Genomic DNA, 26,908 nt, shown 5'->3' on the forward strand with positions numbered 1-26,908 from the left:
AAAAATTCTGTCTTGCTCTTATAAAATATGACCTATTCTTTAATAACTTGTTCTTCAACATGTTTAGTAATTCCAGGTTCTACACTTTCAAGTGCTTGTTCTGAAATTTCGATAGAACGTTTGTAGCGATTATTTTTGAATAAACGCTCCGCTTCGTTAAGACTCTTATCAACATTATTATGATCTTTACGATATCTATTACCATATTGAATTAATTTTTCAGCGTATACTGCATTGACTAATACATCATTCGCTTCATCTTCAAACGTATTCATTTGAATAACGATTTTAGCAACTTTATCTTTTAGCTGTTTAACATGTATTGGGCGTTCGCTAAATTGATTATTAACTTCACGCACTTCATTATCAATTTCATTTTTCATAATGATGAAACGTTCCGGAACGCTTGTTAAGTTTGAAGCTAATAAACGTCTATATACTTCTTCTTTCTTAGATTGAACTCTTAATAAATTGTCTTCTGCTTCTGCTTCATCTTCACGCAATTTAATAAGATGGTTTTGAAGTTTATCTTGTTTCTCATTGATAACTGAAACGTGATCTTCAAGATATTGTAAATTATCTTGAACTTCACTATATCTAACTGCCGACTTAGACATTTCTTTTAAGATGTCATCATAAACCGCAATGAGATTTTGAATTTCATTTTCAAATTGACGGACACTTTGTGCATCAGATTCATTAATATAATAATTTTCACGCACATATTCGATTTCAGTTTGAAGTGTATAGTTCATGTCTTTAGCTTTGAATAAATCGTCTGTAATGACATCTTTCGTTTCTTCGACTTCATTTTTAGCTTTTACTTCATGCTCTATTAGATCATACATCTCATCTAACTTATCATTAATACTTTCAAGCTTATCATTAGCTTGATCTAATTCTAGCCGACTTATCATAGGTTCTACAAAACTTAATTCGGTTTTTAAACTTTGTAAGTTTCCATCAACTTTAACATGATCTAAATCGTATCCTTCAACTTTCAAGTCTCTACAACCATATTTTAAATCTTGGAATTGACCTGGTAATTCTTTTTGAGTTTCTCGAATTAAATCAGGTATCTCTTCCATATAAGCTTTAAGACTATTCATCTCTTCGTGTAGAGCGGCTATATGATTATGAGCTTGAACATAATTCCCTTCTGATTTAAGTGTTTCATACTCATTTAATTTCGGTTCAAATTTCTCAATTTCTTTCTCTAAAGGCTGAGCAGCTTCTCCAAATTGATGACGATTAGCCAATACATCACGTTTCATTTCACGATGATCGACCTTACATTTATCGTATAATGCTTCATTGTCTTTATGTAAAGCTAAAACTTCATCTACTTGAGATACTTGTTGATTATAATTGTTTTCATATTGATCCATAAGTTCATGCGCATCATCAATTTCAGTTTGCGCTGCAGAAAACTTAAATTTATCAAGGTATTCCTCAGCATTATGAATTTTTTCTTCAACGGGAGCTAAGTATTTATTTGTACTTTCTGTGTTGTCTTTTTTCATTGCATCATACTTAGTCTTAGTTTCACCTTTTAAGTTTAAATTTTGTAATTTTTTCAAGTTGTCATCAAAAGGTAGTTTTTCAATTTCATTTTTACGCTCTTCAGCTTTTTCAATTGAATTTCTCTTATTCGAGCGCATGTAGAACATTACGCCTATCGCAATTAATATAATTACGAGTATTGCTAATATGATAAATAACACCATATACTTCTCCTCCTATTTTATCATCTTTCATTATAACGTAAATTCTCTTTTCATTAAAATAGAAAATGTATTAATTGCTAGATTATTTTCAAAACTTTATACTTATTAAAAACTTTCGTATGAAGGGGTATAGTTATGACTAACGTAAAAGAAACAAATTACTTGATGCTTACCAAGCAATTAAAGAGTTTAATCGAGGATGAACATCATTTAATTGCAATTTTAAGCAACACTTCTGCCCTAATCAATGATCATTTAGATCAAGTTAATTGGGTCGGATTCTATTTAATAGAAGATAATGAACTTATCTTAGGTCCATTTCAAGGTCATCCGGCTTGTGTGCATATCGAAATAGGTAAAGGTGTTTGTGGTACTGCTGTTTCTGAAGATGCTACACAACGTGTAAGTGATGTTCACCAATTCCCTGGGCATATCGCATGTGATGCGAATAGTAAATCAGAAATAGTAATACCTATTCATGTTAATGATAAAATTATTGGTGTCCTAGACATTGATGCACCGATAAAAGATAGATTTACTTGGGATGATCAAGAAGGCTTAGAGCAAGTCGTTCAAATTCTAGAAAAACAATTAAATCAATCATAAATAAGTGTTGACAGTTCTCAATAAACTGGTACAATGAATTTTGTGTGAATTAACGAAAATAGCAGTTGTATATTATCAAGCTCTATGTTGTTCCCGACGCGGACGTGTCACGTAACTGACGCTATAAGGTGAAGACACATAAAACAATATATCTCGATAAGCATATAACACTCTTTTTTGTTTTTTCATAACAACAAAAAAGAAAAAGGAGGAGTCTCACATGGCTCGATTCAGAGGTTCAAACTGGAAAAAATCTCGTCGTTTAGGTATCTCTTTAAGCGGTACTGGTAAAGAATTAGAAAAACGCCCTTACGCACCAGGACAACATGGTCCTAACCAACGTAAAAAATTATCAGAATATGGTTTACAATTACGTGAAAAACAAAAATTACGTTACTTATATGGAATGACTGAAAGACAATTCCGTAACACATTCGAAATTGCTGGTAAGCAATATGGTGTACACGGTGAAAACTTCATGATTTTACTTGCTAGTCGTTTAGACGCAGTAGTTTACTCATTAGGTTTAGCTCGTACACGTCGTCAAGCACGTCAATTAGTTAACCATGGTCACATTGAAGTAGATGGTGGACGCGTAGACATCCCATCTTATTCACTAAAACCTGGTCAAGTGATTACAGTACGTGAGAAATCACAAAACTTAAACATCATTAAAGAGTCTGTTGAAATCAACAACTTCGTACCAGAATATTTAGACTTCGATGCTGACAGCTTAAAAGGTACTTTCGTTCGCTTCCCAGAACGTAGCGAGTTACCAGCTGAAATCAATGAACAATTAATCGTTGAGTACTACTCAAGATAATCGATTTCTTCAAATTTTACCCCAATTCCTTTCCGGAATTGGGGTTTTTTTAATGCCACTTCCTCATCAATGAAGGTTAGTGGCATTTATGCATAAGCTTTAGCTTAAGCGTTCCTTTCTTTAACCAGTTATGAAATTACTGGTTCTTAGTGCATGAGCTTTAGCTCATGTATTCCTTTATAATTTTGAGGTTAGTGGCATTTTTGCATATGCTTTAGCTTAGGCGGTTCCTTGTTTCCCCTACAACTTAAACATTTCTTCAGGTATGTCTGAAATAATTCCATCTGCTCCATAATGTAAAAGTTTCTTAGCCGCCTTAGGTTTATTAACTGTGTAAGGTAATACTTTTAACATTTCTTCATGGGCATGTTTCATAAATCTTTTAGTAACTAACTTATAATTTGGATTCGCATAATCTGCAATCTTCGCAATTTCTTTAAAGTCTGGTAATTTATACCAATATTTCTTTTTACTCAATAATACGCCTAATTCGTATTCTAAATTCATATTTGCTAACTTCTTCACACAATCAAAATCAAATGATTGTAATATCACTTTGTGAGAAGGCATATCTTTTTCTTTTAACTTATCTACAATCATCTCTTCAATACCTGGATATTGAGATGGTGTCTTGATTTCTATAAGTAGCTTTTTTGAAAAATTATTAACTAAATCAAGCACCTCATCAAATGTAGGTATACGTTCACCTTTGAACGCATCACCTCTTTTTACACCAAAATCAAATTCTCTTAACTCTTCTAAAGTATAGTCTTTAACTTTACCTTTCCCATTAGATGTACGATCAATAGTATCATCATGAATAATAACAAGTTGTTTATCCTTAGTATAATGTACATCAATTTCTAACATATCTATATGAAGCATAAGTGCATGTTTATATGCAATAAGTGTATTTTCAGGATAATCATCAGGCAAACCTCTATGTGCTACGATTTGAAAAGTTTGATTTGGACGTGCAATTTTCATGAAAGTCACCTTTCTTTTAATCTTTTTTAAATTACTCTAAACTTAAATTACCACAATGACACAGGAGGTCAATCTAAATGGTAAAGCATGATTTCAAAGTAGTTACTCAATGGAAAGGTGGACGGAATGAGATAGGCACTGTTCAAGGAGATTTGATTAACGAACAGATTTCAATCCCCTATTCTTTAGGCGGTCAAGGCATAGGGACAAATCCTGATGAAATGTTAGTATCAGCAGCTTCCTCATGCTATATTATTTCACTCGCTGCAACTTTAGAAAGAGCTGGATATAAAGATATACGCATTAATCAACAATCTGTTGGCACTGCCTCCTTTGAAAATGGAAAATTCAAAATGGAGTGTATTACACACTATCCTAAAATTAATGTCGACAACAATCATAAAGATAATCTAAAGAAGAGACTACTAAAACTCTTAAAAATTGCGGATAATAATTGTATGATTTCAAATGCTATAAAAAATAATGTTGAAGTGCGTATTGAACCAACTTTAGTTTAAATTGCAAAAGCTATCACAAATTGGAAACATGTAAACGTTTTATAAATGTGATAGCTCAATATTTAGGGTTTTAAATATTCAGAATATTTGCTAAAATAGAAAAATCTTACAGTGGGAGGAATGTTTATGCAGTATTACCAACCTTTATTATTAACTCCAGGTCCAACGCCAGTTCCAAATTCAATTATGAGTGCGATTCAATTACCTATGGTCGGACATAGATCAAAAGATTTTGAAGACATAGCTGATGAAGCATTTAAAGGTTTGAAACCTATTTTCGGTACAAAGAATGAAGTACTTATATTAACTTCTAGTGGTACAAGTGTTCTTGAAGCAAGTATGCTGAATATCGCAAATCCAGATGATCACATCGTTATTATTGTCTCAGGTGCATTTGGAAATAGATTTAAACAAATCGCTGAGACATACTATAAAAATGTGCACGTTTACGATGTAACATGGGGAGAAGCTGTTGACGTTAATGATTTCATTAAATTTTTAAAACAATTAAATCATCGTGTTACAGCGGTATTCTCTCAGTTTTGTGAAACTTCTACTGGCGTATTACATCCTGTACATGAATTAGGTCACGCTCTTAAAAATTATGACGATTCACTGTACTTTGTCGTAGATGGTGTAAGTTGTATTGGTGCAGTTGAAGTTGATTTAATTAAAGATAAAATTGACGTTCTTGTTTCAGGTAGCCAAAAAGCCATCATGTTACCTCCTGGTGTTGCTTTTGTTGCTTATAGTGACAGAGCTATAGATCGTTTTGCTGAAGTAACTACACCTCGATTTTATTTAGATTTAAATAAATATCTTAGCTCTCAAGAACAGAATTCTACACCTTTCACTCCTAATGTTGCTTTATTTAGAGGAGTTAATGCATATGTAGAATTGGTTAAACATGAGGGATTAAATCATGTTATAAAGCGCCATTATAGCATACGTAACGCTTTACGTACTGCTTTAAAATCTCTTGATTTAGAGTTATTAGTTAAAGATGATTCATATGCCTCTCCTACTGTAACGTCTTTCGTACCTAAAGACAAAGAAGAATTAACTTATTTAAAAGATCAACTTAAATCACGTTTCAATATTACAATTGCTGGTGGTCAAGGACATTTGAAAGGTCATATATTACGCATTGGTCATATGGGGAAAGTGTCTCCATTTGATATCCTCTCTGTTGTTTCAGCAATAGAAATTCTTTTAACTGAATCTAGAAATAAAAATTATATCGGCAAAGGTATTGCTCAATTTATGGAGGTTATCAAACATGAGTCATAAAATTTTAGTATCAGACCCTATTTCTGAAGAAGGTTTAAAAAGTTTATTAGATAACAATGAATTTGAAGTGGATATTCAAACTGATTTATCAGAAGAAGAGTTAATCAATATCATCGGCAATTATGAAGGATTAATTGTACGTAGTCAGACTCAAGTCACTGATAAAATTATCAACTCAGCTTCACGTCTCAAAGTTATCGCTCGAGCGGGTGTTGGGGTTGATAATATTGATATTGAAGCTGCAACGTTAAAGGGTATCTTAGTGATTAATGCCCCTGATGGTAATACAATTTCTGCAACAGAACATTCAATTGCAATGATTTTAGCAATGGCTCGCAATATCCCTCAAGCGCATCAATCATTACGTAATAAAGAATGGAATCGCAAAGCGTTTCGCGGAGTAGAACTATATGGTAAAACATTAGGTATCATCGGAGCTGGACGTATTGGTCTAGGTGTTGCAAAACGTGCTCAAAGTTTTGGCATGAAAATTTTAGCATTCGATCCTTATTTAACTGAAGACAAAGCGAAATCTCTAGATATTCAAAATGCAAATGTTGATGAAATTGCTGAACAAGCTGACTTCGTTACAGTTCATACGCCTTTAACACCTAAAACACGTGGCATTGTTGGGGAGTCATTTTTCAACAAAGCTAAACCAAATCTCCAAATTATTAATGTTGCAAGAGGTGGAATTATTGATGAAGAAGCACTTATTCATGCTCTAGACAATAATTTGATAGATCGTGCTGCCATTGATGTCTTTGAACATGAGCCACCTACAGACTCTCCATTAATTTCTCATGATAAAATAATAGTTACTCCACATTTAGGCGCTTCTACAGTTGAAGCCCAAGAAAAAGTAGCTGTTTCAGTTTCAGAGGAAATTATAGATATATTAACAAATGGAACGGTTGAACATGCAGTAAATGCTCCAAAAATGGATTTAAGTAATGTTGATGAAGCAGTCAAATCATTTGTTGATTTAGGTACAACTATAGGTGAATTTGCAATTCAATTATTACAGGGAGCGCCAAGTAAAATTAAAATTACCTTTGCTGGAGACTTAGCCACGAATGATACAAGTTTAATAACTAGAACAATTGTGACCAATATACTTAAAGAGGATTTAGGTGAGGAAGTTAATATTATTAATGCTTTAGCTCTATTGAACCAGCAAGGTGTAACATATAATATTGAAAAGCAGAAAAAACATTCTGATTTTAGTAGTTATGTTGAGCTTGAGTTAACTAATGATAAAGACCAAATTAAAATCGGAGCTACAGTTCTAGCAGGGTTTGGTCCAAGAATCGTTCGAATTAATGACTTCTCACTTGATTTCAAGCCAAATGAGTATCAAATAGTAACTTGTCATAAAGATAAACCTGGCATTGTTGGCCAAACTGGTAACCTTTTAGGTAGTCATGGTATTAATATCGCCTCTATGACATTAGGTAGAAATAATGAAGGTGGCGACGCACTTATGATTCTATCAATTGATCAACAAGCCTCTTTAGATGTTATCAATATTTTACGTGAAACTGGCGGATTTAATAGAATTATTAGTACAAAACTTACAATATAATTTTTAAGGCTACAGAACATTTTAATCTCGTTCTGTAGCCTATTTTTTATAGTAGAATATTCCTTATTTTAGTAACATCCTCAACGATGTAATCAGCCCCATATACTTCGAGTTCTGGCTGCGCTTTATCACCTTTTAGACCTGTTAACGTCCCTATAAATGTAGCGCCAATTTTTTTCGCACTTAATAAGTCAGCAAGTGAATCACCAACTATATAAACCTCGTCTTTATTCACTATATTTTCCTGATGAGTAGCATACTCCTTGTATCTATTTCTGTCATTACCATTCAAGGTAGCTATATAACTAAATGGGTTAGGTTTACCTAAAGGTTGATACTCTGGGTAATCACTCTCAGCATCTAACACCTCACTGGCAGTAACAATGTGTTCATCATCAAAATATGATTTAAGTCCTAATGATTCGAAAGGAATGATTGTTTCTGTTCTAGGACGACCTGTAGCAATCGCTAGATGATAACCCGCTTCCTTTAAATGTTGCAATAATAATTGAATTTCTTCTTGAGGTTTAAGTATCACTTCTTCATAGATGAACCCCTTTTTGAAATCTAATAATGCGATACCCTCTTCTACTTTATTGAATAAATCCTTACCTAAATACCATTCTTGATATGTATCTTTAGCGAGTTGCCATAGATTACTTTTTAATTTAAATAATTCTGTATCATCAATTTCTAATTGATCTTTAGCATATGATTCTAAATCTTCATATATAGCATCTTTCCCATTTCTGAAGGAATCAATAACTTCTAAAGGTTTCTCGTAATCTATCTCTTTATGTAATAAATGTTTATTCATTTCGAATAAAGTTTTTTCATTAAAAGTACTAGAATTTAAAAACTCATATCTATGTGATTGATCAAGTTGCTTAGCAAGATCAATTAAATGAATACTAAATACGATAAAAAGCATATCCCAATTAGAATTTAATCCTAATGATTTTAATTGATTCAATATTTTATCATGTTGAAATACACGTTCTCGTATTTCCTGAATCTTTTTATCATTTAAATCATTTTCAAAATCTATGTATGTTCCACAACCTAAAAAAATACCTTCACTCGTCATAAGTTCTTCTACAGTAATTGCTGAAACATCAAAACAGCGTTCTTCACTCAAAAATACACCATCAACATCAAATAATATGGACTTCACTACTTACACCTGGCCTTTCAGAAAATTCTGATACAACTTATATTACATGTTTAATGTTAAAAGGGCAAACCTTCAATAGATTTGCCCTTCCATCAGATATTCTGATAACTATTACATTTGTTTCTCTATTTCATCTGCAACTTGTTGAACATGTGTACCAATAATCACTTGTGTTGAGTGTTTACCACTTTTAGTAACCCCTACTGCACCTGCATTTTTAATTTTCTGTTCATCTATAATAGAATTATCATTTAATTCCATTCTTAAACGCGTAGCACAGTTTGTTAAACTTGAAATATTATCACTGCCGCCTAGTCCATCTAAAATTTGTGAGGCTGTATGATAGTATTTGCCTTTAGATTCTGAATATGTAGCAGAATTATTTTCAGACGTAGCGTTAGCCGTTGGATCCGCAAGTTCATTATCCCCTCGACCAATTGTATTCAAGTTAAACACTTGGATGACAAATCTAAAAATAGCGTAATATAAAATAAAGAATATGATACCTTGAACTAGTAACATCCATGGCTTATTTGACACTGGGTTAACGAGTGACAAGACAAAGTCAATCAACCCAGCGCTAAATGAGAAACCAGCTGTCCAGTGAAAGATAGCCGCTATAAATAGCGATAACCCTGTTAACGCAGCATGAATGACAAATAAAACTGGTGCAACAAACATAAAAGCAAATTCAATTGGTTCAGTTACTCCAACAAAGAAAGCAGAAATAGAACTTGCTAAGAACCAAGCGTAGACTTGTTTTTTCTGACTAGATTTCGCTGTATGATACATCGCAAGCGCGGCCGCTGGTATACCAAACATCATTACAGGAAAGAACCCTGCTTGATAACGACCAGTAATACCTTTAACTGCATCTTTACCACTTTGGAATTTACCTATGTCATTGATTCCGGCAGTATCAAACCAGAATACATTATTTAATGCATGATGTAATCCAGTTGGTATAAGCAAACGGTTAAAGAAACCATATAACAATGCACCAAATGGTCCCATACCTACTATCCATTTACCAAAAGTAACAATTGCGTTAAATACTGGTGGCCATACAAAAAGTAAAACAATAGCTAAAAATGTACAGAAAAAAGCGGTCATGATAGGTACTAAACGTTTACCACTAAAGAATGACAGTGCCACAGGCAATTCAGTTTCACTAAATTTGTTATAGCAAAATGCTGCAATTAAACCAATTAAAATTCCTACAAAGACATTCCCATTTGTCATTTGCTCAAAAGCACTATTAACATCTGTCGTTTTTACTTGTAATAGAGGTGCTAGTTTTTTAGGCGATAGCACGACTGTGACTATGAAAAATCCTAAAGTCGCAGCTAATGCAACTGCACCATCATTTTTCTTAGCCATACCTATCGCAACACCAATCGCAAATAATATTCCTAGTTGTTCGAGTATCGTTTCCCCTACACTTGTAAAGAACATTGCAACTTGTGGCAAAATTGATAGCGCGTCTAGCACGTGACCTATCCCTACAATAATTGCTGCAGCAGGTAATACTGCAACAGGTAGCATTAACGACCTACCTAAGTTTTGAAAAAATTTGTACATGAACATCATCCCTCTAATAAAATTTCAAATTACATTAAACATTGAAATGCTTTTCATATATTAATAATTAATTTTACTTAATTAATTTACCATAAAATAAGACTTTAGAGATGCACTATTTTTAATTAATTATAACTATTTCGTGAGTTTATGCCTTTTACATGTAAACGTTTTATTTATCATCAAAAATTTAAGAACGTCAATTTTCAAATCTAGGTTAATTGACGTTCTCATATACAAAGCGTTTATAACTTACTTAAATTAGTCCTCTAAACGTTTAGCAATCTCATTGAGTTCTTTTTGTAATTGATTTGTGCGTTTTTCTATTTCTTTAGTAAGATATTCTACTTTTTCATTTCGTTTTAAATCTTTTGGAATATCAGTTGTATCAATTGGTTCACCAATTTTTATCATCGCTTGTCCTGTAATTAAGCCATGAATTTTTTTAGGACCTACATATGCAGCCGGTAAAATTGGTGCTTTACCTAACATTGCTATAGTTGCAGCACCACGTTTTAATGGTGCACCTTCCATAGATGTACGGTGACCTGTTGGGAAGATACCAACTGTTTTATGTTCTTTAAGTAGATTGATAGGTCTTTTTAATGTGCTTGGACCTGGATTCTCTCTATCTACAGGGAAGGCATTTAAAGAGCTTAAGAATTTACCGCCCCATTTATTACTAAATAATTCTTTTTTAGCCATATAATGAATTTGATTTGGTAGTAATGCCATACCTAACATAATCACTTCATTATAGCTTTCATGTGTACAAGTCACTACATATTTACTATCTTTAGGAATATTTTCTTTTCCAATTACATATAACGATTTAGCCATTTTGACTAAAATGACGTCTAAAATTTTACTTATAATGCTGTACATTATGTCACCCGCTTCTTGATTTTGTTTTTTAACATATAAATTTTATCATTTCCCTTAATCGAGAACAATAGACGTCCCTCTTACGTGATTAAAGTTATCATTTTTAAAATTGAACTACCTTTCAAAATACGTCTAAAGTCTGATAGCCGTTTACTAGCCAAATTCTTAAAAAAATTACATAATTAGATAGAAGAGAATATTATTTGGAGGTTACATATGTCAGATCAAACACAACAACATCAGTCACACGACAATTACCAACGTCCTTCATACAATAAAAAGCCCAAATTTCCTTGGTTTAAGACAATTATAGTTGCGCTTATTGCGGGAATTATTGGTGCACTACTTGTATTAGGTATAGGAAAGGTTCTTAATCATACTGTTCTCAATCATGATGGTGCATCTGTTCAAGAGGTATCAAATAGTAAGGGCGGTAACCAACTTGATGGTAAAAGTGATAAATACAAGTCGGTTCACGATATGATTAAGGATGTGTCACCGGCCATAGTTGGAGTTATTAATATGCAAAAATCTTCAAGCTTAGATGATTTACTAAAAGGCAAATCATCAAAACCTGAAGAAGCAGGTATTGGTTCTGGTGTTATCTATCAAATCAGCAATGGTTCAGCTTACATCGTTACAAATAATCATGTCGTCGATGGTGCATCCGAAATTAAAGTACAGTTACATAACTCCAAGCAGGTAAAAGCGAAGTTAATTGGTAAAGACGCTCTTACTGATATTGCAGTTCTTAAGATTGAGGACACTAAAGGTATTAAGTCTATCAAATTCGCTAACTCATCTAAAGTACAGACTGGAGATAGCGTCTTCGCAATGGGTAACCCACTTGGTTTAGAGTTCGCCAATTCAGTTACTTCGGGAATTATTTCAGCGAGTGAACGAACTATTGGTGCCAATACATCTGCAGGTAATACTAAAGTTAATGTTTTACAAACTGATGCGGCTATTAACCCTGGTAACTCTGGTGGTGCGTTAGTTGATATCAACGGTAATTTAGTGGGTATTAATTCTATGAAAATTGCTTCCGAGCAAGTAGAAGGTATAGGGTTTGCTATACCAAGTAATGAGGTTAAAGTCACGATTGAACAACTCGTTAAACATGGTAAAATTGAACGCCCTTCTATAGGAATAGGATTAATCAACCTTAGTGAAATACCTGAATCTTATCGTAAAGAGTTGCATACAACAAAGGATTCTGGGGTTTATGTTGCTAAAGCGGATAATAGTAATAATGTTAAAAAAGGAGACATTATTACTCAAGTAGATGGTAAGAAAGTCAAGGAAGATACTGATTTAAGATCATATCTTTACGAACATAAAAAACCTGGTGAAACGATTACCTTAACAGTCATTAGAGATGGCAAGACTAAAGATATTGAAGTGAAATTGAAAGAACAGACACGAACTTCATCATCACAATCTCAAAGTCAATTTGCGCAATAATTGTTTGACCTTAATAATCAAATAAGCCAAGAGACATTAATAATAGTGTCTCTTGGCTTTTCTGTATTTATAATTCAATTTCATTGGATTTATGCGTAAGAAATAACGCAGGTAAAACGATAAGTAACAATGCTATAGTTGAGACTAAGAAACCTGCATGATAAGCTCTTAAACTTTGAAAAATTGATGGATGATTTAGTGCTAACATAGATGCTACTACAGTTGCGATAATGGCTGTACCTAGACTAGAACCAATATTTTCAATCATATTAATCCCTACACCCGCTTCGGCAATTTGTTTATCGTCAATGCCTTGATAAGCATCGCTTGTAAGACCAAGATTTATCCCGCCTACGCTACATCCTCTTATAAAAAGTATCAAAGACAACCATACAATATGCGTGTGATTTGAAACGAACATCAATGGCATTGTACCAAACATGGCTATAATAATGCTCACTATGACAACATATTTCGCACCGATTTGGTCAATCATTTTCCCAATATAAGGTCTTGTAATTAACATACCTAGACCTTGTGGTATTAAAGCTAAAGAAGCTTCAATAGCAGTATAATGTTTAAAGTTCTGGAAGAATAATGGAATAATTAACATTGGTCCCATAATTCCTATATTGGCAAGTAACAATCCAATAGATGACGCAGCATAGTTCTTTTGTGTAAATAAATTGATTGGCAGAACTGTATGATAATGTCTTAGACGATTATAAATACAATAAGTAATCGTTAAAAGTATTCCCATGATAATATATATCATTGGTTTCAAAGTAAAGAATGTACCATCATCAGAAGCTTTCGTCACACCATAGATTATGCTGATACTCATAAATGATAATAATAATATTCCAATTACATCTAATTTACTGTCTTTATTAAATGGTTCAAATTGAGGTACATATTTATTCATCAATGGTATTGCAATGATAACGATAAAGATATTAATAAAAAATATCCAACGCCAGCTCGCAAAATGGATAATAAATCCTCCAAGAACAGGGCCCAATATAGGACCGAAGATCATGGGCGTACTAACCACTGCCATAACCTTACCAATATGGTCTTGCCCTGCTGTTTTCACAAGTAATGTAAACATTAAAGTTGTGATAACTCCCGCACTAAATCCTTGTAAAATTCTAAAGATATTAAATACGATAATATTCCAACTCACTCCAGCTAATATTGAAGTTAAGCCAAAAGCGGCCATTGCTAAAATAAAAACCTTCTTTCCATTAAATTGATTCATAAACCAACCGGACAATGGTACAGCAATGGCGAGCGCTAATACGTAACCTGTAATTCCCCACTGAACAATATCTAGAGAACTATTAAATGTATGATTAAGTTGTTTAATAGCAATATTTATCATTGTTGAATCTAACATTGGAGCGATGGCGCCTAAAGCAATTGCCCAAGCTGCAGTCATTACCTCTTTAGTGACACCATTGGATTGAGAATGAGATGTTGCCATTTGAATTCTCCTTCGTTCAAATTGTTTCTTCGTCAACAAAATATACACTCGTTTTGTTTCTTTGTCAACAATAATTCGGTAAAAATTTAGGATACTGCAATTTCATTGTATTTAAGAAATTACAATATCCCCATATTTAATGTAATAATCCTTGCTTTTTTATTTCATGATCAAGGTGCGCATTATATTTTTCGGCAAAACGCATCATTGATTTAAATTCGTCTTCGGTGATATTATCAAACACCTCTTGATCCCTACGTTGAAATTCTTTATGAAGTTCTTCATGGGTTTGGTAAATTTGCTGACCCGCTTCGGTCAACCGAAAATAAACTTCCTTTTTATTATTAGGATTTTTATAACTCTCTATTAAGCCTCTTTGCTCAAGACGTTTCGTAAGTTTACTTATCGCGCCTCGTGTCATAAATAATGCTTCTGTTAATCGCCTTACATTAGGTTCGTTAAGCTCTTCAATTGCTTCAATACAATGCACTTCACTTGGTTTATTTCCTTTAAGCGCTTCTTCCATTTTTCCTTTGTTTAGCCAAGCAATTTTATTAAAGATATCCCGAAAATTTTTCATCATCAATTGTTCTTTATTCACACTACGCACCTCCTATTATTGAAAATAAACCTCCCAACCAATGAGATGATTAGGAGGTCATTTTTTACACATCACTTATTGATAATTAACCATGAAATATTTTTTCTTACCACGACGAATAATTGTAAACTCATTATCAATTTTATCGTCATTGCTTAATTCATAATCAACTGACTGTTGACGTTCGCCATTAATATAGATAGCACCATTATTAACATCTTCACGTGCTTGTCGTTTAGATGTAGCAATACCTGTTTCAATTAACGCTTCAATAATATTTGTTGTTTCAGAAGATAATGAAACTTGAGGTACATCTTTGAAACCTTCTTTTAATTCTTTACCAGTTAATGATTTCAAGTCACCGCTAAATAAAGCTTTAGAAATTCTAATTGCATCATTTAGCGCTTCCTCACCATGAATAAATTTAGTTACGTTTTCTGCTAATGCTTTTTGAGCTTCACGAAGATGTGGCGCCTCTTCTTTAGATTGTTCTAAACGATCAATCTCTTCTTTATCTAAGAAAGTAAAGTATTTTAAGAATTTAATCACATCTTCATCAGATTGGTTAATCCAGAATTGATAGAATTCATATGGACTTGTCTTTTCAGGGTCTAGCCACACCGCGCCTGACTCTGATTTACCAAATTTCTTACCGTCAGATTTAGTTACTAATGGGATTGTAAGACCAAACGCTTCAGTTTGACCGTACATACGGCGCATTAATTCGATACCACTTGTAATGTTACCCCATTGATCTGAGCCACCAACTTGAATTTTACAATTTAATTCACGATTTAAATGACCGAAATCGATAGCTTGTAAAATAGTATAAGTGAATTCAGTATAAGAAATACCGTGTTCTAAACGTGTTTGAATGGAATCTTTACCTAACATGTAGTTGACGCCTACATGTTTACCATAATCACGTAAAAAGCTAATTAAAGATATTTGTCCAAGCCAATCTTTATTGTTGACTAAAACCGCACCTTTATCAGTACCAAATTCAAATAAGCGATGCATTTGCTTTGATAACCCTTGTACGTTAGCTTCCACTTGTTCTTCAGTTTGTAAAACACGTTCTTCAGATTTACCAGATGGATCACCAATCATACCTGTACCGCCACCGATAAGCATGATTGGACGATGACCATGTTCTTGGAAACGTCTTAATGTTAGGAATGGTAGTAAATGTCCAATGTGTAAACTATCTGCAGTAGGGTCAGCACCACAATATAAAGTAACTTGTTCTTTATTTAATAAATCTTCAATACCTTGTTCGTCAGTTTGTTGATATATTAAACCTCTCCATTTTAAATCTTCAATTAATGCATTAGCCATTGCTAACATCCTCCCTTAATATTTTTATAGTTATTATTTTGTTTTGAAAATGGTTACTCGTGAGTGTGTAATTTAATAAAAAGTATTTGATATTGCATTTAATTTATTTTTCAAAAATAAATTTTTAATATAAATCAAATAAAAAAGCCCTTACATCTTAACATGTAAGGGCGCTTATGCACGGTACCACCATACTTTAACAAGAGTTTATGTACTCTTGAAAAACTTTATTAATGAGACGTTCATTAATGAAACGTTGAATAACTTTATAGAGGTGTATTCACATATAAGCAAATGCTAGTTCGCAGCGACCACTAACTCTCTGTAATCTTCCTTAAATGCTACTTCTCCTCGTATCCAAAACATATTGAATTGAATTTAATTATAGATAACATTATTTTAAAAGTCAACTTCATGAATATGGTATACTATACCTAAATTTAGGAGGTATACGATGCACAACAATAAGAATATTTCACAATCTACGGATAGATATGTGCAATTCGAACGTATTTATAAGAAAATCAAACATATTTGTGTAGGCATTTTTGTTGTATTCTCCATAATTGGAATCGCATTGATTTTAGCATTAGTGATATACTTCCATCATTTAACTAAGGAAGCGTCCTCTATTAGTGATAAAGAGTTAAAGCAGAAAGTGTTACACCTTCCAGGCGATGAACTAATAAATCATAGTAACAAACATATTTTAGAAGAATATGATCATTCTCTTAATACTCTGATTGTGGGACCTAAATCTGTAAATCCGAATGTGATAAAAGCACTTACCTCATCTGAAGATACTCTCTTCTATAAACATAATGGTATCTTACCTAAAGCATTAATGAGAGCAATGTTTCAAGATATTATTGATGCAAATGAAACATCAGGTGGTAGTACGATTACACAACAACTAATTAAAAACCAAGTTTTAACAGATAAAAAGACATATAGAAGAAAAGCAAATGAAATTATTTTGGCTATGAGACTTGAGAAACTTCTATCTAAAAACGAAATCATATATACTTATCTGAATATTGTTCCGTTTGGTCATGATTATAATGGGGCCAATATTACTGGTATAGCATCAGCTTCATATAGCTTATTTGGTGTAGCTGCCAAAGATTTAAACATTGCTCAGTCCGCTTATTTAGTAGGACTCTTACAAAGTCCTTATGGTTATACTCCGTATGATAACCAAGGTAATTTAAAAAGTAATCGGATATTACATTATAGTATTCACCGTCAGCGTTATGTTTTAAAGCGTATGCTTGTGGAGGGCAAAATTTCAAAAAAACAATACATTAAAGCGAAAAAGTATCGTATTAAATCACACTTACTCACTCACCCTCCTCAACAAGGTGCGTAGTCATAATAAGTAAAAAAGCACTAGTGACTTGTAAAATCACTAGTGCTTATTATCTTTAGAAATGTATTGTTTAAAAATTAGAATAGTCCAATCGCTTGTCCATCATCAGTAACATCCATATTAAGTGCAGCTGGTTTCTTAGGTAAACCTGGCATTATCATAATTGCACCAGTTAACGCTACAATAAATCCTGCACCTGTTTTTGCTTCTAGTTCTCTGATTGTAATTTCAAAATCTGTTGGAGCACCTAATGCTGTTTGATCATCACTGAATGAATATTGTGTTTTAGCCATGCACACTGGATAATTGTCCCATCCATTTTCTTTAAATTGCTTTAATTGCTTTTGAGCCTTACTACTGAACGTAACTTTTGAACCACCATAAATTTCTTTAACGATTGTTTCAATTTTACTTTCAAGTGGTTGTTCTAATTCATATAAGTGTTTAAATGTTTGAGGCTGATCAATGACTTCAAGTACGTGATGAGCTAAATCAACTCCACCTTTACCGCCTTTTTCCCATACTTCAGTTAACGCAATGCGTACACCTTGTTCTTGAGCCCATTGTTTAACAAACTCAGTTTCTGCTTCCGTATCATGTATAAATGCATTTAAAGCGATAACAGGTTCAAGGCCATATTTCTTCACATTGTTAACGTGACGTTCAAGGTTTACAATACCCGCTTTAACCGCTTCTAGGTTTTCCTCTTTAAGTTGATCTTTAGCAACACCACCATGCATTTTTAGTGCTCGAATCGTAGCAACTACCACTACCGCTGATGGTTCAAAGCCTGCCTCGCGTGATTTAATATTGATAAACTTTTCAGCACCTAAATCTGAACCGAAGCCAGCTTCCGTAACAACGATATCTGCTAAATTCCTAGCTGTTTCAGTAGCTAATATAGAGTTACAACCATGTGCGATATTAGCAAATGGTCCACCGTGCACAAGTGCTGGTGTACCTTCTATCGTTTGAACTAAATTGGGTTTAATTGCATCTTTAAGTATTAACGCAAGTGCCCCTTCTACTTTTAAATCTTGAACTGTTACGGGTTTACGATCTCTAGTATAACCTATAGTAATACGACTAATTTTTTCTTTTAAATCCTTAATACTACGACTTAAGCATAAAATCGCCATTATCTCTGATGCCACTGTAATATTAAAACCATCTTCTCTTGGAACACCATTTGTTGGCCCACCCAATCCAACATTTACATAACGAAGTGCACGATCATTCATATCTAATACACGTTTCCACTCGATACGACGTTGATCAATGCCTAATTCATTACCTTGATGTAGATGGTTATCAATAAATGCAGATAATGCATTATTTGCAGTTGTTATTGCATGAAAATCACCATTGAAATGTAGGTTAATATCTTCCATTGGTAATACTTGTGCATATCCTCCACCTGTGGCACCACCTTTAATACCAAAAGTTGGTCCAAGCGCTGGTTCACGTAATGCGACCATCACGTTTTGTTTTAACTCATTAAATGCATCTGCTAAACCTACTGTAACTGTGGATTTTCCTTCTCCAGCTGGCGTAGGACTCATAGCAGTCACTAATACAACTTTACCTTTTTTCTCTCTAGGTTTAATCTGATTAATATCTATTTTAGCTTTATAGTGTCCATATTGTTCAAGTGCATCTGCAGATATACCTGCTTTATCAGCAATTTCTCCAATAGGTTTTAATTGTGATTGATTTGCAATCTCTAAATCTGATAAATGTGCCAAACGATTCAACCCCTTGATCATTATGTAGTATTAATTAATATTAAATTATTTTTGATACGTCTTATATGGTTTATGATAACCGACTTAATTTCAATTGTCGAATATTTCAAGAATTATTCAAATCAATGTTCGTTCTTAAGAATGACTTTAACTTATTTGAAAATGAGAGCTAAAGCTGATACTTTAGCTCTCAATTATTAATTTTAATCTTCCATTGTACTCAAATCACCTGCATCTAAATCTAATTCCCAAGCTTTAAGCACACGTCTCATAATTTTACCTGAACGTGTTTTTGGCAACTTGTCTTTAAATTCAATTTCTCTAGGCGCAGCATGTGCTGATAACCCTTCTTTAACATATTTACGGATATCTTCTTTTAAATCATCTGATGGTTCATATCCTTGTCTTAATGCAACGAAGGCTTTAATAATTTCTCCACGAACTGGATCAGGTTTACCAATAACACCTGCTTCCGCTACGGCTTCATGTTCTACTAATTTTGACTCAACCTCAAATGGTCCAACACGTTCTCCGGCTGTCATAATAACGTCATCAACTCGTCCTTGGAACCAGTAGTATCCATCCTCATCTTTATAAGCAGAGTCACCAGAAACATACCACTCTCCGATAAAGTATGAGTTAAACTTTTCAGGATTTTTCCAAATAGAATGCATCATAGAAGGCCAACCCTTCTTAATTGCTAAATTACCCATACGATTAGGTGGGAGTTCATTACCTTCATCATCTATGATTGCTGCCTCAATACCAGGTAGTGGTTTACCCATAGAACCTAGTTTAATATCCATAGTTGGGTAATTTACAATCATATGTCCACCTGTTTCAGTCATCCACCATGTATCTAAAACACGTTTATCATAGACATCTTTCGCCCATTTTATTACTTCTGGATTTAGTGGTTCTCCTACAGATAAAATTGACCGTACAGATGATAAATCGTATTTTTCAACGATATCGTCTCCAGCACTCATTAACATACGAAGTGCTGTTGGTGCGGTATACCATATCGTAACTTTAAATTCTTCTAACATGCTATACCAAGATTCAGGTGAGAATCGCCCACCGGCTATGCAATTCGTAACCCCATTTAACCAAGGAGCAAAGACTCCGTAAGATGTACCAGTTACCCATCCTGGATCAGCAGTGCACCAATAAACATCATCTTCTTTTAAATCTAATACGTATTTTCCTGAGATATAATGTAATAGCATTGCTTGTTGGACGTGCAATACACCCTTAGGTTGTCCTGTAGAACCTGATGTATAGTGAAGAATTAATCCATCATCTGGCGCTAGCCACTCAATATTAAATTCCTCGCTAGCTTGTCCCATTTCTTTATTAAAATCAATGTATTCACCATCAACGTCATCATCTACAACAATGATTGTTTCTAAATGAGGTAATTTATCTTTCGGAATTCTAGGAAGTAATGCTTTATTCGTAATGACTACTTTAGCTTCACTATTAGCTAAACGATCTGCTACAGCCTTCTCCATGAACGCTTCAAATAATGGGCCCACAATCGCACCAATTTTTAAAATACCTAAGAACGCAAAGTATAATTCAGGTGTACGAGACATAAAGATAAAAACGCGATCTCCTTTTTTAACATCCTCCTTATCTTTAAGAACATTAGCTGCTTGATTTGATAACTTTTTTAAATCACTATAAGTGTATGATTCTTTACGTTTCTCATCTTTATAATTTAAGGCTATTTTTTCCCCTTTTCCGTTATCAACATGACGATCGATACATTCATACGCCATATTCATTTTTCCTGTTTCATACCAAGAAAATGATTTTTCTATCTCTTTCCAATCGAAATTTTGATATGCTTCATTATAATTCTCTAAATTATAATCCCCTGGTTCTCTTTTATACACTTCAACTTTCATAATTAAATCCCCCTTGTTTATGAAATCGCTTCCTTTAAAAGTAATTATACATATAATTTTCACATTTTTCAAAAATCTTTGTATTCTATTACTATTTAATTGTTCATGTACAACCTTTTTATATATAATAAGTTTAATAACAAGTTAAGTCACCTGCATAAGGAGATGATAACGTGAGACATGTTAAAACTTATGTAACTAAGAATCTTAAACTAAGTGACACTACTTTTGTCATTGAAGGACCTATTTCGTACAATTTTTTGAAAACGCTTACTTTAGATAACCAGCTTAATGCATTCCGCCTACCTCAGGATCAGTATGAAGCACTTTTAGAGATTACTGAACTACCTGAAGGTCGTGTCTATATCATTCGTCAAGACAAGCATATCGTGGGATATGTGACATATCATTATCCTGATGAATTCGAAAGATGGTCCGAGGGTCATTTGACCTATTTAATTGAACTAGGAGCCATAGAGATAAGTCCTACATACCGTCACTTACATTTAGGTGGCGAGCTTATTGCGACTAGTTTATCTGCGGATGAATTTGAAGATTATATTGTATTGACTACTGAATATTATTGGCATTGGGATTTGGATCAAGCACAGCTAGATGTTTTCGAGTATAAGAAATTGATGCAAAAGTTAATGTCTAAAGGTGGATTAGAAATTTTTGCTACAGATGATCCTGAAATCACTAGCCACCCTGCTAATTGTTTAATGGCACGTATTGGCAAACGTATCACTTTGTCACAACAACAAGCTTTTGACGATCTTAGATATAAAAATAAATTCTTCTTTTGACATACTACAAAAGTATCTAATTTCAAAAGTATCATAGTTAAATATCTCGCATTCAAATAAAGTTAATCAAAATAGTGAGAATGTTGTTACGGGGGGAGCATCATGCCAAATAAAAATTTAAGTACTGGTTATGTTTATTCTGAAGATCTCTTACAATACCGCTTTAGTAACGAACACCCTTTCAATCAAATGAGGCTTAAACTAACGACTGAGTTGTTAAAGGACGCGAACTTTTTAAAGGATGAGCATATCGTAATACCACGTATAGCTACAGATGAAGAACTCGCATTAATTCATCAATATGATTATATTCAAGCTATTCGTCACGCATCACATGGTATATTAAGTGAACACGAGGCAAAGAAATATGGACTCAATGGTGATGATACGCTTCAATTTAAACATATGCATCGTCATAGCGCTCGGATTGTAGGAGGAGCGCTTAATTTAGCGGATTGTATCATGGATGGAACATTTATTAATGGATGCCATCTCGGTGGTGGTTTACATCACGCACTACCCGGACGAGCGAATGGCTTTTGCATTTATAATGATGTTGCTATAACTGCAAAGTATTTAGTTGAAAAATATCATCAACGCGTCATGGTTATTGATACAGATGCACATCATGGAGATGGTACACAATGGAGCTTTTATACAGACAATAGAATTATGACTTATTCCATTCATGAGACAGGAAAATTTTTATTCCCGGGCTCTGGTCATTATACTGAACGTGGTGAAGATATAGGATATGGTTATACGGTAAATGTGCCTCTTGAACCTTATACTGAAGATGCCTCTTATCTAGAGGTATTTAAAGAAACTGTAGAACCATTAGTTGCAGCTTTTAAGCCTGATATCATTTTAAGCGTTCATGGTGTAGATATCCATTATAGAGATCCACTTACACACATGAACTGTACATTAAATAGCCTATATTCTATTCCATATATAATCCAAGATTTAGCAAAACGCTATTGTAATCATAAAGTATTAATGTTCGGGGGCGGAGGTTATAATATTTGGAGAGTTGTCCCTCGAGCTTGGAGTCACGTCTTTTTAAGTTTAATCGGGGAGCCTATTCAACAAGGTTACCTCCCGTTAAATTGGATTAATAAATGGAAGTTATATAGTACTGTCAAACTACCAAAACGCTGGGAAGATCGTTTAAATGATTATGCTTATATTCCAAGAACTAAAGAAATATCTGATAAAAATCTTAGAATTGCTAAACAGGTTGCAAGTTGGTATGAACGTTATAGCGATATTTAATAATATATTAAAAAGGGTGCTCAATGAATCATGTTGAAACATCAAGTACCCTTTTAAAATTTATATTTACGTTTTCTCTTCACTTAACAATCATTTATAATTTTAATTAGTCGTTCCACGATATTCTATTCTGTGAGGAAGAATTACATTTGGTTCTTCAATGTCTTCTTCATTCATATATTTTGTCAATAATCTCATGCCTACTGCACCGATATCATATAGTGGTTGTATAACACTAGATAGTTGTGGGCGTACCATTTCGACTAAACGTGTGTTGTTAAAGCTTAAAATTTGTAAGTCTTCAGGTACATTAACCCCAGCATCTAATGCGCTGTGTAAAATACCAATTGCCTGCTCGTCACTAATTGAAAGAATAGCATCAGGCATATTATTTTGTAATTTTTCAAATGCTTTGATTCCCTCTTTATAGCTTTCTTTACCAGAGAAATGTAATGCCTCATCAAGTTCTAAATGATGTTGATTTAAAACTTTTGTTAAACCTTGTAATACATCATCTTGTGCTTTTTTAGAATAATCGCCACCAACAAGTGCAAATTTCTTAGCACCTTTTTCAATCATATGTTGAGTGGCTTCTTCAGCAGCTTGTTTGAAATCAATATTAACTGATGCAATATGATCATCTTTACCATTTGTTCCTGATACCACAACTGGAACTGAAGATTGATTAATTAAATCTTTAATTTCTTCTGAAATAGTACCACCAAGGAAAATAATACCATCAACTTGTTTACTTAATAAATTATTAAAGATTTCTTTCTCTTTTTCAGGGTCATTATCAGAATTGGAGATGATTGAGTGATATTTATACATTGTTGCAATATCCTCAAGACCTCGCGCGAGTTGTGAATAATAAACATTTGAAATATCTGGAATTATCACACCTACAGTTGTAGTACGTTTACTTGCAAGTCCTCGTGCAACTGCGTTAGGTCTATAATTTAGCTTCTTGATGACCTCATTGACTTTGTTTCTCGTTTCAGGTTTTACGTTTTGATTGCCGTTAACTACACGTGATACAGTTGCCATCGACACACGAGCTTCTCTAGCTACATCATAAATCGTTACAGTCATAATTTCCTCCTTGTAAGCGTTTCATTGCTTATAATATCGTGTTTTCATATCATTTTCAAAGTTTATCATATTTATGGTTATTGTGAAATGATTTTGTTCTTTTGTCACATTTCTGTCAGAAAAAGCAAGTGCAATTCATTTATATTATATACTTTTCGCTTAAAAATTTTAAATAAATAAAAATTGAAAATTTAATTTAAGTTAAATTCATTAAAAAATAAAAAGACTACATCACTATTCAAGAAAAGAATAACTGAGTAGTCAATTTAGTATAAATGATTGCAAAATGTTTATTTTAACTTTTTAGCATTATACATATCTGCAAGTGGCTTAAGTTCATTGTAGAAATCATTAAACTCATTCAAATCCATTTGTTGTCCAGCATCACTTAATGCAACTGATGGATCAGGATGAACTTCAGCCATTACGCCATCAGCACCAACGGCTAATGCTGCTTTTGCAGTTGGTAGCATAATATCTTTTCTGCCTGTACTATGAGTTACATCAACCATTACTGGTAAGTGTGTACCTTGTTTTAAAATAGGTACTGCAGAAATATCAAGTGTATTACGAGTCGCCTTTTCATATGTACGTATTCCTCGTTCACATAAAATAATATTTCTGTTGCCTTGAGAAGCAATGTATTCAGCTGCATAAGTAAACTCTTCAATTGTTGCAGATAGACCTCGTTTTAAAAGAATTGGTTTGTTTGTGCGACCAGCTTCTTTTAACAGTTCAAAGTTCTGCATATTACGTGCACCAATTTGGAAAACATCTAAATATTCGTCTTCTACTTCAAAGTCATTAGGATTTACAATTTCACTGACTACATTAAGATTAAACTTATCTTTTACATTTTTAAGGATTTTTAATCCTTCTACACCAAGTCCTTGGAAATCATAAGGAGATGTACGTGGTTTAAATGCTCCACCTCTAATAAATTTTTCTCCTCTAGATTGTAAATCTTTAGCAACAGCATCTACTTGTTCTTGTGATTCAACTGAACAAGGTCCAAATACAAATGATTTATTACCATCACCAATTATGCCACCATTATCAAATTTCACAATAGTATCTTCAGGTTTTAATTTTCGTGATACGTATAGATGTTTTTCGTTTTCAGATTTTTGTAAATCAGTAGAGGCTTTAAAAATTTCTTTAAACAACTGCTTGATTACATTATCATTAAATGGACCCTCATTTCGATCCAATAAATCATTAATCATTTCTTTTTCACGTTGAGGATCATATACTTGAGTTCCTTGTTTAATTTTTTCTTCTCCAATTTTTTGAGCTAACTCGCCTCTTTTAGATAACAAATCTAAAATTTGATAGTTTAATGAGACAATTTCCTCTCTATATTCTTCCAATTTATTAGTCATTTCTACTCACCTCTAAGATATAGTTATGTATGAAAGTATATTACTTTAAAGCGATAAAATAAAAGTATTTAGACTTAATTCTAACAATTTCATTTTTATTGTTCAAGCACATGTTTACAGAAAATATAAAATTTTCTAAAAACGTCAACTACAATATACAATTTTGTGAAAACTTTTCAACATTTAATTATGAATTAGAAAATAAAAAAGCTGAGACAATATGATAATGCCTCAGCTTAAATATATATTGTAAGTTTAATTAATCATTGAATGTACGTTTTTCAATCTTGCTATTTGCTTTCTCAACTTTTTGTTGATTATTATTTGATTGATTTTGTTGTTTTTGAGTTCTGTTGTTTTGTTTAGGCGTATTACTTTGTTTTTTACTTGTATTTGCCTTTTTATTAGATTTTGCGTTTGTTTTGTTACCTTTACTATTAGATTTTTGAGTACCTTTTATAGAATTCTCATGGGTAACTACGCCTTTATCGAATGTCGCACTTTCTTGTGATTTATTTACTTTATCTTCTTTAGAGGTAGAAGATTGACCTTTTTTAGAGTTTGTTGATTGCTTAGTAGTTTGAGTTACAAGATTAGGTACATTATTATTTTTCTTACCTTTAGGTAATGCTGGTTCAGCTAATAATGCTTCAGTGAGCTGTGATTCTTTAGATCCTTTAGTTAGTTTAGATTTTTTTGCTTTTGCAGCTGTAGCTAGTCGATTTGCAAATGAACCATCACTTGAACCTGTGTCATTCTCATTTTTCTTTGTAACTAAATTAGGTACCTCTTTGTCAGCAGATTTAGGTACACTTGATTCACTTGTGAGATCATTTGTATTTTTAGCAACTTGGCTGTCATTAGTGATTTTATCGTTTTTTGTTTTAGCAGCTGTAGCTAAATTTTCTGCTTGCGTTTTTTGATGGGCATCTTCATTTTTGCCTTCTTTAGTAGTAGGATCAGCTAAATCATTATCACTTGATTCTTTTTTAATAGCTGTTTGAGCAATAGCTATTTCTTCAGCTGATGGTTTTTTATCACTTTCGATATGTGATGCTTCTTGACTATCTTCCTTATGTGATTCAGCTTTAGCTTCCTGTATTTCTTGTGCTTCTGGTGACTGGTCAGCTAATTTTGATTCTTGTTGAATCGCATTTTGTTGAGCTGTTAATTCTGTAGCTGATGGTTTATTTTGTTGTTCTTGTGCTTCGGCTTTAGCTTCCTGTATCTCTTGTGCTTCTGGTGACTGGTCAGCTAATTT

General features: G+C 33.2%; 21 protein-coding genes and 1 pseudogene. 9 read left to right on the forward strand and 13 right to left on the reverse strand.

Annotation, left to right across the window (positions count from 1 at the left end; translation table 11 throughout):
* Positions 1 to 32: 32 nt before the first annotated feature.
* Complete coding sequence (ezrA, locus tag HMPREF2642_RS10780) at positions 33 to 1,727, reverse strand: septation ring formation regulator EzrA (RefSeq protein ID WP_070597858.1); 1,695 nt, start codon at positions 1,725 to 1,727, stop codon at positions 33 to 35.
* A gap of 135 nt (positions 1,728 to 1,862) precedes the next feature.
* Between ezrA and HMPREF2642_RS10785 the strand changes: the two genes are divergently transcribed.
* Positions 1,863 to 2,333: a GAF domain-containing protein gene (locus HMPREF2642_RS10785; RefSeq protein ID WP_002434826.1), complete on the forward strand. Its 471-nt coding sequence runs from the start codon at positions 1,863 to 1,865 to the stop codon at positions 2,331 to 2,333.
* A 220-nt stretch (positions 2,334 to 2,553) separates the two neighbouring features.
* Positions 2,554 to 3,156 (forward strand): 30S ribosomal protein S4, encoded by a 603-nt coding sequence (gene rpsD, locus HMPREF2642_RS10790; protein WP_002434877.1) that lies wholly within the window; start codon positions 2,554 to 2,556, stop codon positions 3,154 to 3,156.
* A gap of 240 nt (positions 3,157 to 3,396) precedes the next feature.
* Here the strand turns inward: rpsD and HMPREF2642_RS10795 are convergent, their stop codons facing one another.
* Entirely contained in the window at positions 3,397 to 4,143 is a 747-nt protein-coding gene (locus HMPREF2642_RS10795; protein WP_064212350.1) for a glycerophosphodiester phosphodiesterase, read from the reverse strand.
* A 77-nt stretch (positions 4,144 to 4,220) separates the two neighbouring features.
* On the opposite strand from HMPREF2642_RS10795, the gene HMPREF2642_RS10800 reads away from it, so the two are divergent.
* The 3 genes from HMPREF2642_RS10800 to serA all read left to right on the forward strand — a co-directional run bounded on the left by HMPREF2642_RS10800 (position 4,221) and on the right by serA (position 7,536).
* On the forward strand, positions 4,221 to 4,661 hold the full coding sequence (locus tag HMPREF2642_RS10800) for an SACOL1771 family peroxiredoxin (RefSeq protein ID WP_023350109.1): 441 nt from the start codon (positions 4,221 to 4,223) through the stop codon (positions 4,659 to 4,661).
* A gap of 126 nt (positions 4,662 to 4,787) precedes the next feature.
* Positions 4,788 to 5,951, forward strand: coding sequence for a pyridoxal-phosphate-dependent aminotransferase family protein (locus HMPREF2642_RS10805; RefSeq protein ID WP_049427431.1), 1,164 nt, complete (start codon positions 4,788 to 4,790; stop codon positions 5,949 to 5,951).
* Complete coding sequence (serA, locus tag HMPREF2642_RS10810; RefSeq protein WP_070597859.1) at positions 5,941 to 7,536, forward strand: phosphoglycerate dehydrogenase; 1,596 nt, start codon at positions 5,941 to 5,943, stop codon at positions 7,534 to 7,536. Before HMPREF2642_RS10805 ends, serA begins: the two co-directional genes overlap by 11 nt.
* A 46-nt stretch (positions 7,537 to 7,582) precedes the next feature.
* Here serA and HMPREF2642_RS10815 read toward each other — a convergent pair whose 3' ends face one another.
* The 3 genes from HMPREF2642_RS10815 to HMPREF2642_RS10825 all read right to left on the reverse strand — a co-directional run bounded on the left by HMPREF2642_RS10815 (position 7,583) and on the right by HMPREF2642_RS10825 (position 11,176).
* A complete protein-coding gene (locus HMPREF2642_RS10815) occupies positions 7,583 to 8,710 on the reverse strand; it encodes an HAD family hydrolase (RefSeq protein WP_049427426.1) in 1,128 nt (375 codons plus the stop codon).
* Positions 8,711 to 8,821: 111 nt separating this feature from the next.
* A complete protein-coding gene (gene nagE / locus HMPREF2642_RS10820; protein WP_037549463.1) occupies positions 8,822 to 10,291 on the reverse strand; it encodes an N-acetylglucosamine-specific PTS transporter subunit IIBC in 1,470 nt (489 codons plus the stop codon).
* 261 nt (positions 10,292 to 10,552) lie between these two features.
* A complete protein-coding gene (locus HMPREF2642_RS10825) occupies positions 10,553 to 11,176 on the reverse strand; it encodes a lysophospholipid acyltransferase family protein (RefSeq protein ID WP_023350103.1) in 624 nt (207 codons plus the stop codon).
* Between the two features lie 216 nt (positions 11,177 to 11,392).
* Between HMPREF2642_RS10825 and HMPREF2642_RS10830 the strand changes: the two genes are divergently transcribed.
* On the forward strand, positions 11,393 to 12,640 hold the full coding sequence (locus tag HMPREF2642_RS10830; protein WP_070597860.1) for a S1C family serine protease: 1,248 nt from the start codon (positions 11,393 to 11,395) through the stop codon (positions 12,638 to 12,640).
* A 67-nt stretch (positions 12,641 to 12,707) separates the two neighbouring features.
* Here HMPREF2642_RS10830 and HMPREF2642_RS10835 read toward each other — a convergent pair whose 3' ends face one another.
* The 3 genes from HMPREF2642_RS10835 to tyrS all read right to left on the reverse strand — a co-directional run bounded on the left by HMPREF2642_RS10835 (position 12,708) and on the right by tyrS (position 16,065).
* Positions 12,708 to 14,126 carry a DHA2 family efflux MFS transporter permease subunit gene (locus HMPREF2642_RS10835; protein WP_070597861.1) on the reverse strand — a complete coding sequence of 473 codons (1,419 nt, stop codon included), beginning with the start codon at positions 14,124 to 14,126 and terminating at the stop codon, positions 12,708 to 12,710.
* A gap of 136 nt (positions 14,127 to 14,262) precedes the next feature.
* Positions 14,263 to 14,727: a MarR family transcriptional regulator gene (locus HMPREF2642_RS10840; RefSeq protein WP_023350100.1), complete on the reverse strand. Its 465-nt coding sequence runs from the start codon at positions 14,725 to 14,727 to the stop codon at positions 14,263 to 14,265.
* Between the two features lie 75 nt (positions 14,728 to 14,802).
* Positions 14,803 to 16,065, reverse strand: a complete 1,263-nt coding sequence (tyrS, locus tag HMPREF2642_RS10845; RefSeq protein WP_070597862.1) for a tyrosine--tRNA ligase — start codon at positions 16,063 to 16,065, stop codon at positions 14,803 to 14,805.
* A 454-nt stretch (positions 16,066 to 16,519) separates the two neighbouring features.
* On the opposite strand from tyrS, the gene HMPREF2642_RS10850 reads away from it, so the two are divergent.
* Complete coding sequence (locus HMPREF2642_RS10850) at positions 16,520 to 17,434, forward strand: transglycosylase domain-containing protein (RefSeq protein WP_070597863.1); 915 nt, start codon at positions 16,520 to 16,522, stop codon at positions 17,432 to 17,434.
* Between the two features lie 77 nt (positions 17,435 to 17,511).
* Here HMPREF2642_RS10850 and HMPREF2642_RS10855 read toward each other — a convergent pair whose 3' ends face one another.
* Together HMPREF2642_RS10855 and acsA are read right to left on the reverse strand one after the other, a co-directional pair.
* On the reverse strand, positions 17,512 to 19,179 hold the full coding sequence (locus tag HMPREF2642_RS10855; protein ID WP_070597864.1) for a formate--tetrahydrofolate ligase: 1,668 nt from the start codon (positions 19,177 to 19,179) through the stop codon (positions 17,512 to 17,514).
* A 203-nt stretch (positions 19,180 to 19,382) separates the two neighbouring features.
* Positions 19,383 to 21,092, reverse strand: a complete 1,710-nt coding sequence (gene acsA / locus HMPREF2642_RS10860) for an acetate--CoA ligase (RefSeq protein WP_070597865.1) — start codon at positions 21,090 to 21,092, stop codon at positions 19,383 to 19,385.
* 173 nt (positions 21,093 to 21,265) lie between these two features.
* On the opposite strand from acsA, the gene HMPREF2642_RS10865 reads away from it, so the two are divergent.
* Together HMPREF2642_RS10865 and HMPREF2642_RS10870 are read left to right on the forward strand one after the other, a co-directional pair.
* Positions 21,266 to 21,898 carry a GNAT family N-acetyltransferase gene (locus HMPREF2642_RS10865; protein ID WP_037549484.1) on the forward strand — a complete coding sequence of 211 codons (633 nt, stop codon included), beginning with the start codon at positions 21,266 to 21,268 and terminating at the stop codon, positions 21,896 to 21,898.
* A 102-nt stretch (positions 21,899 to 22,000) separates the two neighbouring features.
* On the forward strand, positions 22,001 to 23,173 hold the full coding sequence (locus HMPREF2642_RS10870; protein WP_023350095.1) for an acetoin utilization protein AcuC: 1,173 nt from the start codon (positions 22,001 to 22,003) through the stop codon (positions 23,171 to 23,173).
* A 102-nt stretch (positions 23,174 to 23,275) separates the two neighbouring features.
* Here the strand turns inward: HMPREF2642_RS10870 and ccpA are convergent, their stop codons facing one another.
* The 3 genes and pseudogenes from ccpA to HMPREF2642_RS11900 form a co-directional block, all read right to left on the reverse strand.
* Positions 23,276 to 24,265, reverse strand: coding sequence for a catabolite control protein A (ccpA, locus tag HMPREF2642_RS10875; RefSeq protein WP_037549490.1), 990 nt, complete (start codon positions 24,263 to 24,265; stop codon positions 23,276 to 23,278).
* Between the two features lie 290 nt (positions 24,266 to 24,555).
* On the reverse strand, positions 24,556 to 25,647 hold the full coding sequence (locus tag HMPREF2642_RS10880; RefSeq protein ID WP_070597866.1) for a bifunctional 3-deoxy-7-phosphoheptulonate synthase/chorismate mutase: 1,092 nt from the start codon (positions 25,645 to 25,647) through the stop codon (positions 24,556 to 24,558).
* Positions 25,648 to 25,906: 259 nt separating this feature from the next.
* A pseudogene (locus HMPREF2642_RS11900) lies at positions 25,907 to 26,908 on the reverse strand (smooth muscle caldesmon); the annotation flags it as partial.

Source organism: Staphylococcus sp. HMSC055A09, assembly GCF_001809655.1.
GTDB classification, from domain to species: domain Bacteria; phylum Bacillota; class Bacilli; order Staphylococcales; family Staphylococcaceae; genus Staphylococcus; species Staphylococcus capitis.